Source organism: Halostagnicola kamekurae (assembly GCF_900116205.1).
GTDB classification, from domain to species: Archaea; Halobacteriota; Halobacteria; order Halobacteriales; family Natrialbaceae; genus Halostagnicola; species Halostagnicola kamekurae.
The window spans coordinates 69,999-85,762 of the sequence record NZ_FOZS01000001.1 but is presented as its reverse complement, the minus strand read 5'-3'; the positions used below and the strand labels follow the sequence as shown (position 1 = coordinate 85,762).

Genomic DNA, 15,764 nt, shown 5'->3' with positions numbered 1-15,764 from the left:
GGTCTCGAGGGACTCACGTTCGACTTCCGGATCGTGGCCGGACACCGTGGTGGCGATGTCTCGAGAACGTCCACAGTGGATGGCTATCAGTGGGGGCCGTCGGACGCCACGTCGGTCGCCTCGATGGCCGCACCGACTGTGTCGTAGAGACGGTCGACGATCGTCTCGATCTCCGATCGACTGGTGGTAAGGGGCGGCTTCGACCGAGGAATCGTCCTCAAGCGGGTCGAATCGGAATAGGCGGTTACGACGGTCCAACAGGGTGCCGACAGTCCACCGGGATGACCGCCGGAATCGTCTCCCGTTCCCATCGAGGCCTTCCGAGTTTCATCGTCGTGTGATCGTTCCGTGGGGCGAGTCATGATCAGCTAATCGACACCGCTCGGCACTCAGTTCGGTAGAACCCCTGATTGCGAACACCTGATTCCTTTGTGCTATCCCTGGACCGACGGAGTATCCGTTCAGTCGTTAGAGTTGCCCAGCGATACATGACCCAACAGTTCCTCCCCGTCTTCGGGGGCGATCGTCAACCATTTCTATTCTCACACCATTTATATGAGCATGACTACGGACACCCTGCCCGCGGCGACGCACGAACAGTTAGTCGGGCTAAACACGGTAGCGGATGTGCTGCGAGACGTATGACTGGTCGAGACCACTACTACAACAAATCCAAACAGGAGGGCTATCGCTCTCGAGCGGCCTACAAGCTCAAACAGCTGACCGACCTCGAGAACGTCATCGACGGGGGCGACACGGTCGTCGACCTCGGAGCCGCGCCGGGCGGCTGGCTGCAGGTCGCCGCCGAGCGCGTCGGCCCGCACGGAACCGTCATTGGCGTCGACCTCCAGCGAATCGAACCACTCGAGGGCCACGACAACGTCGAGACAGTCCGCGGGGACATGACCGAAGAGCGAACGCGCGATCGGGTGACCGACACGGCGGGCGGCGACGTCGACGTCGTCGTCTCGGACATGGCGCCGAACATGACCGGCGAGTACCACCTCGATCAGGCGCGGTCGCTGCACCTCGCCCGGCAGGCGTTCGAAACGTCGTTAGAACTGCTCGAGACCGGTGGCGACTTCATCGTAAAGGTGTTCGAAGGCCCCGACGTCGACGAGTTCCGCTCGGACGTCGAAGACGAGTTCCAGTACGTCCGCGCGACGAGTCCGAAAGCGTCCCGCGAGGCGTCCTCGGAGATCTACCTCATCGCGAAGGGGCGACTCACCGCGCCGGTCGAGCCCGGCGACGAACTCGAGGTCGACGTCGTCGACGTCGGCACGGAGGGCGACGGCATCGCCTCGGTCGAGGGGTATCGACTGTTCGTTCCCGACACGACGGAAGGCGAGACGGTGACGGTCCGGGTCGAGGACGTCAAACCGAACTTCGGGTTCGCACAGCGGCTCGATCGCGACTGACCGGCGTGACTGGCTGGGTGGGTGTCGATCGCAACCGTCCGCGTCGTCTCACTCCTCGGTCTCGAGGCGGTCGTGGCGGTCGTCGATCTCATCGAGGATGTCGAGGTTTTTGCGGATCGACGAGCGGATGGCGTCGCTTCGGTTGACGAACTTGCCGTCGTCGCCGACGTGCGCATCGAGATCGTCGAGTAATTCCTGCGGAATTTCGACGCTGATTTTGGGCATGGCTGTGGGTTCGCAGCACCGTTCCTTAACAGTTGATAGCTACTCGCCTCGCGTTCGAAACTCCGACTCGAGCGACTGCAGTTCGTGATCGCGATGGAGCGCGAGAAAAGCGTCTGTTGTCCCGTCGCGACCCTTACTCGGGGACTGCCGCGGTTTCGGAGTCGGCCTGCCCGCCACCGCCGTCACCGAACAGTCGCCCGCCGCCGGTGAGGAGATACAGTATGCCGAGTCCGAGGACGTACGTGAGCGCGATCGGCGTCGCGAGCGCGAGCATCGTCAGGATCCCTTTCGGACTCGCGACGGCCGCGATCACGAAGACGCCGACGACGACGGATCGCCATCGATCGAGCATCGTTCGGTAGTCGACGATGCCGCCGACGTGGAACATCGCCATCGTGACGATGATGTTGAAGAGGAAGCCGACGCCGAGCGTCGTGTAGATCACGAGCCAGGAGAAGCTGTTGATCCGGTAGGTGACTTCCATGCCGTTGTTGACGGCGTCGGTGATGAGATAGGAGATCACCGCGGGCGCGATCCAGTAGAACCCGAGGAAGAGCCCGACGGCGAACCCGACCAGCAAGAGCCCGCTCCAGACGAGTATCACGCGGGAGTTCCCGCTGACGAGTCCGCGTTCCTTGGCGGCCGGCCAGGCCCAGTAGAGCACCAGCGGGAGGACCGCGAGGAACGCCAGAATCGTGCTGATCTTGATCATGAAGATCAGCACCTCGACGGGGTCGAGCGCGATGACGAACCCGGCCTCGCGGAGTAGCTGTGTCGTCGATTCGGTGCCACCGACCTGAGCGTCGTTGGCCGCTGCGACCTCCGCTAAGACGTTGTCGGGAACGCGGTCGACGAACTGCGCGAGGATAATCGTGAACCCGCCCTGATACAGCGCGACGAACGTCCCGCCCAGAACGAGCATGAACAGCCCGACGATGTAGATCGCCTTCGAGGTGAGGCTGTTGAAGATGAACGCGAGGTCGTAGGCGTAGCCGCCGATGTCGTCTTCGGTCGTCTCGTCTTCGGTGAACGGGTCGAGCATCCCCGCCGCCGTACTCGAGAGGAGTCCACCCTCCTCTTCGGCGGTTTCGTTCTCACCGGCGGCGTTCGCGGTCCCGCCCGCGTCCGCTCTCTCGGCAGTCGCATCGCCGTCCGCGGCCTGTGTGGCCTGCAGCGAGTCGAACCGGCTGAGAACCATCTCGGCTTTCGCCTTGTTGTCGTCGTACATCGCCTGCCGGGAGATCTCGAGGGCCCGCTCCTCGTCCATCTCGAGGAAGACCTGCGCGGGTACGTTCTCGATGTCTTCGGTCTCGAGGGTCTGGAAGTCGACCTCGTCGGGGTCGGTCGCGTTGCGAAGGTCGCCTTCCCGGGGGTAGATCGGGGACCGCAGGATGGCGATCATGTAGCCGACGAGGATCACGCCGCCGACGCCGAGAGCGACCAGCAAGCCGACCGCGACGTCGCCGAGTGTTCCGTACTCGATCGCGATCGACTCGAGGACGGTGGTGCCACCGGGCTCGAGGCCCGAGGGGAGCAGGGGAAAGACCGACTCCTCGAGGCGGTCGAAGCCGTCGCGGTTGACGAAGACGGCCGTCAGCGCGGAGACGCCGAGCAAGACGCCGCCGAACTGGAGCACGCGGCGTTTCATGAACCCGGTCCCGGTATCGAGTTCGGCGGCGCCGCGCCGGCGGATGTTGGCGACGACCTTCGCGAGGCCGAGGCTGAACGCGTACAGTCCACACAGCGGGAGCGCCCACATGATCTGCGTGATCGGATCCGGCGGCGAGAAGACGGCACCGAAGACGGTGATGGCGACGATGGCGTGACGCCACTTGTCTCGGAAGGTTTCGTAGGAGACGATCTCGGTGTAAGAAAGGACGCCCATGACGAGCGGTAACTGGGCCGCGAGTCCGAACGATATCGTCAGCAGCGCCATGAACTGCGTGAATTCCGTGATCCCCCAGCTCGGGTCGACGCCCGCCTCGAAGGCGACCTGTGCGAGGAACTCGAACGTGAACGGGAAGAAAACCACGAACGCATAGGCCAGTCCCAGCCAGAACAGCACGAACGCGATCAGCGCGAACCCGGCCATGTACCACCGCGAGATGGGAACGACCGATCGGAGCCCGCGCTTTCGAAGCGCGTCTCGAGAGTAGTACAGAATCGCCGGAATCGCGACGATGACGCCGACTATCATCCCGATTTTCGCCTGGAGGAGGATCACTTCGAACGGCGTTCGGGTGATGATATTCGTCGCCTCGGAGAGGCTCTGGTTCATCCCCGTCCGAGCCGTCTCCTCGAGGAAGTCCCAGATGAAGACTCGAAGCGCGTAGAAGGCTCCGACGAAGCCGAGTAGAAAGACGATAAACACCCGCTGGAGGTTGTCCTGTGCGCTAGAGAGGACGGCGCCGATTGTCTCCCGACCGGTGTTGATGGCTCGGGCAGTGTCTTCGCTGACCGCAGAACTCATTGCTGACAGTGGCTAACTTGCATCCAGTTATCAACCTTTCGAGTACGGAAGTCGGTGGCCACCAGATGCGAGTCGTTCTCGCTCGCTCACCGCTCTCGATCTCGACTGGGTTTCGCTGTCAACGCATGCTCGTAAGAAAAAGGCCTATAACCAGTGGCGGATCTATGTCACCATAGAATGTCGGACGACTCGGCTGGCGATGCAGACGCTGGATCCTCAGGTCGCTCCACTGAGCCATTGCCAACCACATCCGACGAGACGCCGGAAGCCAAAACGGACGGCGAGGGCTACGTCGGCGACGCTCCGGACCGCGAGGAGGAGTATCCCGACCCGGACGACGATATCGGCGGCATCTCGACGCCGCCGGACGACGAGGAGATGCCCCTCGCGGATCACATCGAGGAGATGGTCCTCCGACTCGCAGTGGTCTTTCTGTTCGGGGCCGCGGGAACCGCGATCGGCATCCTCTGGGCGTCAGAGGGGATCTCGTTCATCTGGACGGACGTCGTTCCACAGGCCGCAGAGCGCCCGCCGCACCTGTACAGCCCGCTCGAGTTGTGGCTGACGCGGATCAAACTCTCCGCCCTGCTGGGAATCATCATCGCGCTGCCGATGTTTATCTACCAGTGTTACCTGTTCATGCGGCCGGGGCTGTACCCGAACGAGCGCAAGTACTATCTCGCCGCCGTCCCGACCAGCGTGGTCCTCGGCGGGCTCGGCATGATCTTCTCGTATCTCATCGTTCTGCCGGTGTTGTTCTCGTACTTCACCTTCTATTCGGAAGGAAGCGCCGACATCGCGTACGCGCTCGGCGAGACGTTCAACCTCATCATCACGCTGACCGGCTTCCTCGCTATCGTGTTCCAGATTCCGCTGTTTATCCTGCTCGCGATCATGCTGGGCGTGACGACTCGACAGTGGCTCGCACAGAAACGGCTCTACTTCTGGACCGCCTTCGCGGGCCTTTCTTTCATGTTCACGATGGATCCGACCTTCATGGCCCCGATCTTCGTGGCCATTACGATGATCCTCCTGTTCGAAGGAACCCTGCTGATCGTCAAGTGGACCGGTCGGGGATAGTCGCCCGCTCGAACTGAGTCGTCCCGTCTCGGGTAGTAGCGTCCATCGATCGAATCGGCGTCCGGTTTTCGACGTTCGTTTTTCCGCGTCCGACAGGCTGCTCAGATACTGATCGGCGTGAGTACCTGTCGCCGCACAGTAATCCGATAGATATCTCTCCGACAACCGGAATATCTGTCCTTATATTCTCCGTATCCATCCCTACATCGAGCGAACCTCCACGAAGACAGGGAAATGAGGGAGTTTCTAAACGAGTACGGTTTAGTATCTGGGAACCTTGCTCAATATCGTGAAATTGTGAAATGATTTCGGACGAATATGCGGAGTTATGGCCTGTCTGTAAACCTCGGGTGTGTCGCTCTCCGCACGATGGGTGGTTTCGGTCGTGACCGAACACGTTCCAACTACGTGTATGCGGTGTGCGGTCGGCTGCGGGCACGTCCAGCGAGCCGTCGAAACCGGATACGGGTTAGACGTCGTTCGCGGCGACGCCGCCCACCCGGTCAATCAGGGGCTGGCCTGCCAACGTGGCGTGAGCGAGACGGCCGATCCCGACGGCGAGTGGCTCACGCGCCCGCTCGTCCGACGCGACGGCGAGCTCGTCCCCACGACGTGGGAGACCGCCCTCGAGCGCGCCGCCGAGGGGCTCGGAACGGCCCTCGAGGGAGGTTCGGATCGCGTTGCCGTGCTCGGAAGCGGCCAGCAGACCAACGAAGCGGCCTACGCGCTCGGCAAACTCGCCCGCGGCGGCTTTGGCACGCGCTACTACGACGCGAACACGACCCTCTGCATGGCGAGCGCGGTCACCGCCTACTACGACGCCTTCGGGAGCGACGCCCCGCCGCCGACCTACGACGATATCCCCGAGGCTGAGACCCACCTTGTCTGGGGGGCGAACCCCGCGGCCGCCCACCCGGTGATGTTCCGCTGGATCCGCCAGTCCGCCGCCGCGGACGGCTGCGAACTGCTCGTTGTCGATCCGATCGAGAGCGAGACGGCCGAGGTGGCCGACATACACGTCGCGCCCGACCCTGGCGGCGACCTCGAGCTGGCTCGAGCCGTCCTCGCGCGCCTCGTCGAGACGGATCGCATCGACGAGTCCTTCATCGCCGACGCGACGACCGGATTCGAAACGCTGCGGGCGCGACTGCCCGACGCCGAGCCGGCGGCGAACGCAGCGGGCGTCTCGCTCGAGACCGTCGATCGACTCGCGGCCGCGCTCGAGCGCGATACCCTGCTGTACTGGGGCATGGGCGTCAACCAGAGCGTCGACGGGACACAGACCGCGGCCGCCCTGATCGACCTCTGTCTGTCGACCGGCAACCTCGGCCCCGGAACGGGCCCGTTCTCGCTGACGGGGCAGGCGAACTCGATGGGAACGCGGGTCTGCTCGTCGAAGGGAACCTGGCCCGGTCACCGACCGTTCGACGACCCGGCTCACCGCGCCGAAGTCGCCGACGAGTGGGGCGTGCCGGTCGAAACGCTGCCCGACGATCCGGGCCCCGGACCGGTCGGCATCCTCGAGGCCGCCGAGGACGAGGTCGAGGCTGTCTACGCGGTCGCGACCAATCCCGCCGTGGGAATGCCCGACGCGACGCGCGTTCGAAAGCGGCTCGAGGACGCGTTCCTCGTCGTGCAGGACGCTTTCCACAGCGAGACGGTCGAGTGCGCGGACGTCGTACTTCCGGCCGCGACGTGGGGCGAATCCGAGGGAACTGCAATGAACATGGAACGAACCGTCTCGCGAGTGCAAGCGGCGACGGACACGCCGTCGGGCGTCAAGACTGACCTCGAGTTGATCGCCGAACTCGCGACGCGTCTCGCGCCCGGACTCCTCGAGCGGTCGCCCAACCCAACGTCGATCTTCGACGAGTTCGCCGGGCTCACCGCCGGGACGCTCGCGGACTGCTCCGGGATCAGTTACGATCGCCTCGAGGACGAGCGGGCAGTTCGCTGGCCGGCACCCACGCGCAAGGCTGCTGGCGGCTACCGATATCACGACGGTCCGGCGAACGAAAGGGACGAGGAGGCCGAAGACGGCACGCTCGAGAGCACCGCGAGCGAGCGGTGGTCGTTCCCGACGCCGAGCGGCCGCGCCCGGTTTTCCGCGGGCGACGGGACCGGCCTTCCGGAGCCGCCGGACGAGGACTATCCGCTGACGCTGACGACCGCTCGGCAGCCGGGCGCGTACAACACCGGCGTTCGAACCCGCGACGACTGCCCGCCGACGGCGCGGGTCAGCGCCGGAACCGCGGCGGCGCTGACGGCCGAACTGGAGGGGCCTGCGGACGAACGGTACGGTCGAATCACGTCCCGACGGGCGTCGATACTCGCCCGGTTCGAGGTCGACGAGGCGATTCCCGACGGCGTCGTCTGGCTTCCGATCCACCACCCGGACGTAAACGACCTCACGATCCCGGCCGTCGATCCCCGGTCCAAAGAGCCGAACTTCAAGCAGTGTGCCGTACGCCTCGAGGCTCCGACGGACACCGCGGCGATCACGCTCGAGGAAGTCACGGTCTAAACCGAGGTTTCGAACAGTTACGGCCGAACGTGCGGTTCGAACCGTCACGCTGAACTGGCGTTCGAATGACGATGTCGCTCACCGACCACTGAACGGACACGCGACATCGACGACCGAACGGGATCGCAGCACTGCCGATGAACGGGAGCGCACCACTGGCGACTGAACAGAAACGTGGCCGTCTCCCGGCGGGAGACGACCGGACGCGTCGAATTCTCGACCGTTGGCGCTGCCGGCGACGGAAGGCGGTGCCTCTGACACGCTGTGCCCGGTCGATTCGGGCGGTTCCGTCGGCCGGTCAGCCGGTGTGGCGAACAGTTCTTCCCGAACTACCTGTCCCGAACCACACCCAGTGGAAAAATTCAGCGACTTTAAATAAACCTTCGTGTCGGTTCAGCTCACTTTTGGTCGTTCAAACGGGCCGAAACCGGCTCAGATAGTTTATCGATCGACCTCTGCCGATCGTTTCGATTCGGACCTCGACGATTCCCAGTCGACGATTCGTCGCGCAATTCGCATCTACATCACCGCTCGGTCCGGTCCGAAAGCGCGGTTGCTCGCTCGCCTGCGCGCTCGAGAACACGCGATTCCTCGAGCGTCCTGACCTCACGGTCGGCCATGAGAATCGCCCCGTCACAGATCGTGTGGCGCACGTCACCCGCTTCGGCGGCGTACGCGAGGTGGCTCACGAGGTCGTGGGCCGGCACGAGGTGTGGCTTCTCGAGGTCGACCACCGCGAGGTCGGCGGGCGCGCCGGGTTCGATGCGACCCGACTCGAGGCCCAGCGCGTCGGCGCTTCCCGCGGTGAGCATTTTCACAACCGACTCGGCCGGGACGGCGCTCGCGTCCGACGCCGCCAGTTTGCCGAGCATCGCCGCGTCCCGTGCCTCGTCGAGCATCGAGAGGTCGTTGTTCGAGGCCGCGCCGTCCGTGCCGAGGCCGACGGTGACGCCCGCCTCGAGCAGGCGCTGGATCGGTGCCATGCCGCTGGCCAGTTTCATGTTCGAGGCGGGACAGTGGATCACGCTCGTTCCGGCCTCGGCGAGCAGTTCAATCTCCTGCTCGTCGACGTGGACGCCGTGTGCAACGAAGTCCTCGGCCCCGAGCAGGCCGCGTTCGGCGGCGTACTCGAGCGGTCGAACCCCGTGTTCGTCGACGATCGGTGCGACTTCGTCCTCGGTCTCGTTCGCGTGGTAGTGGATCGGAACGCCCGCGTCGCGGGCCTTCGGGACGAACTCCTCGAGGTACGACGCGCCGACGGTCGTCAGCGAGTGGGGCGCGAACACCGTCGAAATCCGGCCGGCGGCGGCGCCGTCGAACTCCTCGGCGACGGCGAGACTTTCGGCGGCGTCCTCGTGTGCCGCCCCCTCGTCCTTGCCGACGGTGACGATTCCGTGGCCGAGTACGGCTCGAACGCCCGTTTGCTCGACCGCAGCGACGATTTCGGGGACTTCGAAGTACATGTCCGCGAAGGCCGTCGTCCCGCCTTTGATCATCTCGAGGAGCCCGAGCTCCGCGCCGGCGCGGATGTCTTCGGGCGTCATTGCGCCCTCCGCGGGCCAGATGTCCTCTCGAAGCCACGCCTCGAGCGGTTTGTCGTCCGCATACCCGCGAAGGAGGGTCATCGCGACGTGCGTGTGGCCGTTGACGAAGCCGGGCGTCACGAGCGAGTCCGCGGCGTCGAGGGTCTCGTCGGCCGTCCCCTCGAGGTCGGGTCCGATCTCGAGGATCGTTCCCGCGTCCTGATCGACCAGTACGTCGGCGCGTTCGACCGTCGCGTCGGGACGCAGGACCGCCCCGCCGGTGATCTCGAGCGTCGTCATTGGATCGCCTTTCTCGTCCGCGAGTGTGAGGCTGTCGATCGGTTCGAGCGCCGTCGCGGTCGTCGTCAGCGAGCGATGGCCGTTCGGTCGCCGTCCAGTCGGCGGATTTAACAGTCATTTACCCGAACGTCGACGCATGAACGGTCCCGAACGCGACGACGGCGGCGACGGTCGTCACCCCTCCTCGCAGCACGCGGTCAGAAACTGGAGCGCGTTGCTCTCGATCCTCGCGCTGGCCTCGTTTCTGTCGGCCGGCACGGCGTTCGTCGTCTCCGACGCCGCCGACGCCGCAGCGGGTGCGACGCTCCTCGGCCTCGGACTGATCGGAGCGGCTCTCGTCACGTCCGCGAAGGCGCCGACCGTGGCCCACCGGCTTTCGGCCGCCTGGGCCGAGCACCGCCGGTACGTCTGGTTCTCCGGCGGTCTCTTCGCGCTCGGGATAGCGGCCGGGGTCGCGCTCGCTGCCGCCGGGATCGACCTGACCGAACTGTTCCTCGAGCTCATCATGGAGGAACTCGAGGGCGGCGAGCTAGAGGGTGCTGAGATCGATCCGGCCGGTCTCGGGGGCGGTGGCGGCGTCGCACTCGAGACCTCGGCGACCTTTTTCATCTTCAAGAACACGCCGCCGTTTCTCGCGTCGATCCTCGGCGCGCTGACCCTCGGCGTGTTCACGTTCTTCGTCATGACGTTCAACGGACTGCTCATCGGAAACATCGCCGTCGCCATCGGCGGGGAAGTCGGCTACGGGCTGATCCTCGCGCTGTTGGTCCCACACGGCATCTTCGAACTGACTGCGCTTTTCGTCGGCGCTGGCGTCGGATTCAGGTTCGTCTACCGGGCAGGTCAGCGCGTTCTCGGTACTCACGAAGCGCTGTTTACGAAATCGTATCTCGCCCGGACGGCCCTGTTGGTCGTCTTCGCCTGGCTCATGCTCGTGGTCGCGGCGTTCGTCGAGGCCTACTTGACGATTCCGGTCGCGGAACTCCTGTTCCCGACGCAGGCTGCCTAGGGCGGTCGGAAGCTCGATCGCAACGCTTCGACGCTACTTCGCCGTTCGGGAGTCGGCGCGCCGCGTCGGTGGTTTCGTCGTCACCGACCAGTGCCTCGAGAGTAGTCGTCGACGACGGCCTCGGCCGCCGCACGACCGCTCGCCATCGCTCCCTGAATCGACGACCAGCGCGTGTACTCGCCGGCGAGGTAGACGCCGTCTCCCGCGTCTCGAACGTCTGGGAGCGTTTCGTGGATACCGGGGGGCTGGGCGAACTGCGCGAACTGAACTCGGTCGGTGTGGATCGGCTCGAGTCGATCGAATCGCTGGGTCCGATACCACGACTCGAGGCACTCTCCGGTCAGCTCCGTGAGTTCTCCGTCGTCCTCCTCACGGTCGCCGAGAAAGGTCGCGCTCACGAGCGTCGCGCCTTCGGGCGCGTACTCCGGCGCGACGTCGCTGTGGGGGACGACGTGATTCGGCCCTCGCTCTCCCGTGTTCAACAATAGCCGCGACTCCGTCTCGAGTCCCGTGTCTGCGGGAAGCCGGTAGTACTGCGTGACGCAGGACCTCGCGTCGGTGGGTATCGACTCGAGTCCGGTCAGCTCGCGCGCCGCTTTCGGATCTGTGGCGAGGACGACGGCATCTGCGGTCCGATCGCCGCCGTTCGCGACTTCGACCGCGACGGAACGCCCCCTTTCGTTCGTACCCTCATCGGAGTCGGAAGCGCCGCTCCGCTTCTCGCCGATGGCGGTGACCGCGGTCTCCGTCTCGACGGCCGCGCCGGCCCGCCGCGCGTTCGAGGCCAGTTGAGCGGTGATCGCACCCATCCCGTCTGCGGGCACCGCGATATGCCCCGCCGCGAGCGCCGCGAACGTATACTCGAAGACGCGTTTCGAGGTCGAAAGCGATCGGTCGAGCGTGATCCCGCGGTAGAACGGTCCGGCGAAATTCTCGAGGAATCGTTCGGAGAAGCCGCGCTCGCGGAGGAACTCCGCGATCGACTCGTCGTCCTCGCCGCCAGCGAACACCGCCTCGAACTCCAAGGGTCGCCGCGCCAGCGCGGCTCGAAGCCGGAGCACGCGAAGCTTGTCGCCGAGGGTCACGTCGCCGTTTCGAAGCGTCGCGAGCAGCGCAGTCGGGTCCCGAACCGGATCGCCGAGCGTCGAGCGGCCGTCCGGCCCTGCGAGCACGGCTCCGGGGGCGAACCGCCTGAGTTCGAGCGCCTCGAGGTCGAGCTCTCGTCGAACTGCCGGATAGCCGGTGAAAAGCACCTGGAACCCTCGATCGAGTCGAAACCCGTCTCGAGTGGCCGTTCGGACGCGCCCGCCGACGGTTTCGCGACGCTCGAGGCAGGTCACGTCCGCACCGGCGGCCGCGAGGTGTCGCGAGGCGACGAGCCCGGCGAGTCCGGCACCGACGACGATAACGCGTGGTGAACTCGACATGCTTGACTCCTCGAGGCGTCCGTACAAAGGTCTACAGCCTACGTGAGAACGAGAACCCACGGCCTACGCGAGAGACAGCATGCGCGAGAACCGCCGTCGACGGCGCTCGTGGTGCTTGCCGTGCTCGCCTATCGCCCGAAAGGAAAGACAATTCCCGCGGGACCGCTAATATCCGCCCAATGCGTATCGCCGTTCCCAACAAGGGCCGCCTGCACGAGCCGACGATCGATCTCCTAGAGCGGGCGGGACTCCATATCGAAAACGGTGCCGACCGCAAGCTCTACGCCGAGACGGTCGATCCGGACGTGACGATCCTGTTCGCTCGCGCGGCCGACATCCCCGAGTACGTCGCCGACGGCGCGGCCGACCTCGGCATCACCGGCCTCGATCAGGTCCGCGAAGCACAGACCGACCGCGTCGAAGAGCTGCTCGACCTCGAGTTCGGCCGCTGTCGGCTCGTGCTCGCCTCGCCCGAGGACGGCGACATCGACGCCGTCGCGGACCTGGCTGGCAAGACCGTCGCGACCGAGTTCCCGAACGTCACCCGCGAGTTCTTCGACGACGCCGGCATCGAACCCGACATCGTCGAGGTCACCGGCGCGACGGAACTCACGCCCCACGTCGAGATGGCCGACGCCATCGTCGATATCACTTCCACCGGCACGACCCTCAGAATGAACAACCTCGGTGTCGTCGCGGACGTCCTCTCGAGTTCTGTCCACCTGTTCGCTCGAGACGACGTCGCCGACGACCCGAAGGTCCGCGAGATCCAGACGGCGCTCTCGTCGGTCCTCTCTGCGGACGGCAAGCGCTACCTGATGATGAACGTCCCCCGGGACGACCTCGAGGACGTTCGCGAGGTCATCCCCGGTCTCGGCGGCCCGACCGTGATGGACGTCGCCAACGGCGAGGGCGAGAAGGTCGCGGTCCACGCCGTCGTCGACGAACGGGACGTGTTCGAGACGATCACCGAAGTCAAAAACGCCGGCGCGAGCGACATTTTGGTGACCGAAATCGAACGTCTCGTCGAATAGTCACTGGCGTGCCTGTCGAAGCAGGATTCACTCGGTTGGGTTTGGTTCTCGAACTACCTCTCGAAGTAGCAGCGACGCACTGAATATAGCTATCACACCGCCTATAAATTGCAACGCTGCCTCAATGGGGATACCGGAGATCACTCCTGAAACGGCAGGGGCTACGAAGATCATGAGGCTCCCACAGGCGAGAGCACCGAGGATTTTCGCATTCATCTCGACCATCTATTCAACACGTCTACACAAACCTCTTTTCACGACGGAGTAGTATCCCCTCCGTCGTAGCTGGACTCTCACGAACAGTCCGGAGAACTCGTCGCACACACTACTGCCCGTTCGCTGGTGAGTTCGCTTCCGTCTTCGGGTTCACTCGCCGCCGTTCCAACGATCGTTCCCTCGCCACCCGTGGCGACAGACCCTGTTTTGTCGTTTGCCTCCTCGCTCTCGTCACCGTCGTCGGTATCATCGTCGTCTCGCCGCCCTCGAGCGCGAAACTCGTCGACGATCTCGTCGTCAACCAGCACTGCGACGACGCCCGCACGCGGCGGCGCGAACTCGAAGTCGAACACCTCCTTGCTCCCGCTCGAGAGTACGCCCGAGATACGCTCGTCTCCGCCCAGGGGTCCGTCTTCGTGCTCGAGACGAACCCGATAGTCGTAGGCCCCCGACTGCTTCCCGTCGTTCGAGACGGTGAACTCGAGGTCGATCGGATCGCCGACCCGTGGCTGATGCCGCCGATCGATCTCGATCTCGTAGTTGACCGCCGCGGTTCCCGGTCCGTCTCGATCGGCGGTCGAGCCGTCGCTTTCGGCGTCGGCTGGCGGCCCTTCGGTACTCCGGTCCGGCCCACCGTCGCCCTCGTCGGAATCCTCCGAGCGCAGCGGAACGCTCGAGCAGCCGGCGACCAGAAGCCCGAGCGCCCCGGCGCCGCCGACGAGCGCCTCGCGGCGAGTCGCCATCGCCTAGTCGGCCTCCGTGACCTCGCCGAGGCCGACGAACTCCTCTTTCGTCTCCGCGGCGTCGACCTTCGATTGGGACCTCGAGTGAGCGGAGGTCCCGTCGCTCGAGAGCAGCGGGGACGTCACCGTCTCTTCTTCGCCCGCCTCGAGTTCGTGTTTCGTGTCGTCGGAGATGGCCCACTCCACGGTCGCAATTACGGGATAGGGATTCGTGTTCACGAGGTCGACGGTGAACGGGTTCCACCCGGTCCACGCCTCGACGCCGTCCATCGTCTCGACGGGTCCGTACTCGGATCCGTCCTCCTGCTCGCCGTCGATGTCGCCCTCGCCACCGACGTCGACCTCGGCGCCGATGTTCGTGATGCCCACGGTCGATCCGCCCGTGACCGATTCTTCGACCTCGTTTCCGTCGACGTCCGCGACCGTCGCGGTGACCCTGAACTCGATGTCGAACCGTTCGGTCGCGTCCGTCTCGTAGGACTCGTCGCCGTTCACCTCGAAAGTCTCCCGTCCGAACTCCTCGACGAGATCGATACGTTCGATCGACGTACTCGAGGCGTCGCCCTCGTACTCGTCCGGCTCGTCGAAGGTCACGTTCGCCGTTCCGATCGGTTCGAATCCCTCGCCGTCCACGGTCGCCTCGAGAACCCAGTCGACCGACTCGACGGGATGGGAAAACCCCTTCCACGACGCGAAGACGGTAACGTCCGCCAACTCGAGTCGATCCAGTCGCCCGCTGTTCGTATCGAAGTGCTCGTCCTCGACGCTGAACAGACCCGCCTCGACTTCGGCGGCTGCAGTGTCCGCGAACGCGAGACCGCCGATCGTTGCTGCACCGATTCCCCCCGCACCGATCACAAACGTTCGTCGCTTCATTGCGGATTTCGAGACAGTCACGATATCATTAGTTATACACTGGCTGACCTATCTAACAGAACCAGTATTGACCGCATACCGTGGGTCAATCGGTGCGACAGGGGGCGTCGCACCCGAAAATAGGAATCGAAACGGCGGTGATCGCAGAAAGCGTCAGCGGGACGACCCTACGGCTCGTCGTCGGTCGATCCGGGACCGACGTACGGCTCGAGGGTCAACAGGTGTGCGGCGGGGGAGACGCGACCGACTCCGCGTTCGTACTCGACGATGCCGTGTTCCTCGAGCGTGGGGAGGTGGGTCTGTGAGAGCGAGTCGTGCACTCGCTGACACCGCTCGAGGAAGGTCGTCTCGAGGGTCGGATCGTTTTCCGACTCGGAGACCGCCCTGACGAGTTGGGTGACGGTAACGGATTCGCCGGCTGCGAGGACGTACCGGATGATCGCTCGGCGCCGACGGCTGTTCAGGACGCGCTGGAGCGTATCCAGCGTGAGGCTCTCGAGCCCCGGCTCCGCGGCGGGCGACACTCGGTTCGTTGTCGGGTGCGGAATCTTCATCGGCACCTGATGCTCCTCTTGTGAGACCTGTTAAACCGAGTCGGTCGTTCGTCTGGTTTGGATGATTCGCCGTTAATTTGGACCATTTGGTGCCGTTTTAGACCCGGTGAACGATTCTAACTCGCCTATAACGGATGATATCGCCGTGACGGTTCGGCGACTGACTGAGGCGGCCTCTCGAGGGCGAGTAATAGAATATTACTCCGCGAAAACCGTTCGACGATACCGGCGTCTCGACGTCTGGAAGCGACGCTCGATCGATCGAATCGAGGATGGTCGATCGACGAGGTCACGGTCTCGAACGCTCGCGCGAGCGTTCGAACTCGGTGAAACGGTATCGAACGAACGTCCGCGTCGTCGCGGCG

Annotated in this window: 14 protein-coding genes; 5 read left to right on the top strand and 9 right to left on the bottom strand. The window is 64.6% G+C overall.

All coding sequences use genetic code 11. From position 1 onward, the window contains the following. Nucleotides 1-86: 86 nt before the first annotated feature. A complete protein-coding gene (locus tag BM348_RS00425) occupies nucleotides 87-311 on the bottom strand; it encodes a hypothetical protein (protein ID WP_139231116.1) in 225 nt (74 codons plus the stop codon). Nucleotides 312-641: 330 nt separating this feature from the next. Between BM348_RS00425 and BM348_RS00420 the strand changes: the two genes are divergently transcribed. Continuing rightward, complete coding sequence (locus tag BM348_RS00420; RefSeq protein WP_092900464.1) at nucleotides 642-1,418, top strand: 23S rRNA (uridine(2552)-2'-O)-methyltransferase; 777 nt, start codon at nucleotides 642-644, stop codon at nucleotides 1,416-1,418. Between the two features lie 48 nt (nucleotides 1,419-1,466). Here BM348_RS00420 and BM348_RS00415 read toward each other — a convergent pair whose 3' ends face one another. Both BM348_RS00415 and BM348_RS00410 read right to left on the bottom strand, forming a co-directional pair. Then, complete coding sequence (locus BM348_RS00415; RefSeq protein ID WP_050051312.1) at nucleotides 1,467-1,643, bottom strand: ribbon-helix-helix domain-containing protein; 177 nt, start codon at nucleotides 1,641-1,643, stop codon at nucleotides 1,467-1,469. Between the two features lie 133 nt (nucleotides 1,644-1,776). After that, on the bottom strand, nucleotides 1,777-4,113 hold the full coding sequence (locus BM348_RS00410; RefSeq protein ID WP_092900460.1) for a twin-arginine translocase subunit TatC: 2,337 nt from the start codon (nucleotides 4,111-4,113) through the stop codon (nucleotides 1,777-1,779). 177 nt (nucleotides 4,114-4,290) lie between these two features. On the opposite strand from BM348_RS00410, the gene tatC reads away from it, so the two are divergent. Both tatC and nasA read left to right on the top strand, forming a co-directional pair. After that, nucleotides 4,291-5,193, top strand: coding sequence for a twin-arginine translocase subunit TatC (gene tatC / locus BM348_RS00405; RefSeq protein ID WP_092900458.1), 903 nt, complete (start codon nucleotides 4,291-4,293; stop codon nucleotides 5,191-5,193). A 385-nt stretch (nucleotides 5,194-5,578) separates the two neighbouring features. Continuing rightward, nucleotides 5,579-7,717, top strand: coding sequence for an assimilatory nitrate reductase NasA (nasA, locus tag BM348_RS00400; protein ID WP_092903499.1), 2,139 nt, complete (start codon nucleotides 5,579-5,581; stop codon nucleotides 7,715-7,717). 524 nt (nucleotides 7,718-8,241) lie between these two features. On the opposite strand, the gene BM348_RS00395 is transcribed toward nasA, so the two are convergent. Beyond that, nucleotides 8,242-9,540, bottom strand: a complete 1,299-nt coding sequence (locus tag BM348_RS00395) for an amidohydrolase (RefSeq protein ID WP_092900456.1) — start codon at nucleotides 9,538-9,540, stop codon at nucleotides 8,242-8,244. Between the two features lie 136 nt (nucleotides 9,541-9,676). Here BM348_RS00395 and BM348_RS00390 point away from each other — a divergent pair, with 136 nt between their 5' ends. Further along, nucleotides 9,677-10,549: a stage II sporulation protein M gene (locus BM348_RS00390; protein WP_092903497.1), complete on the top strand. Its 873-nt coding sequence runs from the start codon at nucleotides 9,677-9,679 to the stop codon at nucleotides 10,547-10,549. Nucleotides 10,550-10,629: 80 nt separating this feature from the next. Here the strand turns inward: BM348_RS00390 and BM348_RS00385 are convergent, their stop codons facing one another. Beyond that, nucleotides 10,630-11,976, bottom strand: coding sequence for an NAD(P)/FAD-dependent oxidoreductase (locus BM348_RS00385; RefSeq protein WP_092900454.1), 1,347 nt, complete (start codon nucleotides 11,974-11,976; stop codon nucleotides 10,630-10,632). A 179-nt stretch (nucleotides 11,977-12,155) separates the two neighbouring features. Between BM348_RS00385 and hisG the strand changes: the two genes are divergently transcribed. Then, nucleotides 12,156-13,010: an ATP phosphoribosyltransferase gene (gene hisG / locus BM348_RS00380; RefSeq protein ID WP_092900451.1), complete on the top strand. Its 855-nt coding sequence runs from the start codon at nucleotides 12,156-12,158 to the stop codon at nucleotides 13,008-13,010. A gap of 27 nt (nucleotides 13,011-13,037) precedes the next feature. On the opposite strand, the gene BM348_RS00375 is transcribed toward hisG, so the two are convergent. The 4 genes from BM348_RS00375 to BM348_RS00360 form a co-directional block, all read right to left on the bottom strand. After that, the gene (locus tag BM348_RS00375; RefSeq protein ID WP_092900450.1) at nucleotides 13,038-13,235 is read right to left on the bottom strand and encodes a hypothetical protein; all 198 of its coding nucleotides are present in this window, start codon (nucleotides 13,233-13,235) and stop codon (nucleotides 13,038-13,040) included. A gap of 68 nt (nucleotides 13,236-13,303) precedes the next feature. Then, nucleotides 13,304-13,969: a hypothetical protein gene (locus BM348_RS00370; RefSeq protein WP_092900448.1), complete on the bottom strand. Its 666-nt coding sequence runs from the start codon at nucleotides 13,967-13,969 to the stop codon at nucleotides 13,304-13,306. Between the two features lie 3 nt (nucleotides 13,970-13,972). Next, nucleotides 13,973-14,845 carry a hypothetical protein gene (locus BM348_RS00365; protein ID WP_092900446.1) on the bottom strand — a complete coding sequence of 291 codons (873 nt, stop codon included), beginning with the start codon at nucleotides 14,843-14,845 and terminating at the stop codon, nucleotides 13,973-13,975. A gap of 167 nt (nucleotides 14,846-15,012) precedes the next feature. Beyond that, nucleotides 15,013-15,399 carry a DUF7344 domain-containing protein gene (locus tag BM348_RS00360; RefSeq protein WP_139231115.1) on the bottom strand — a complete coding sequence of 129 codons (387 nt, stop codon included), beginning with the start codon at nucleotides 15,397-15,399 and terminating at the stop codon, nucleotides 15,013-15,015. Nucleotides 15,400-15,764: the final 365 nt, after the last annotated feature.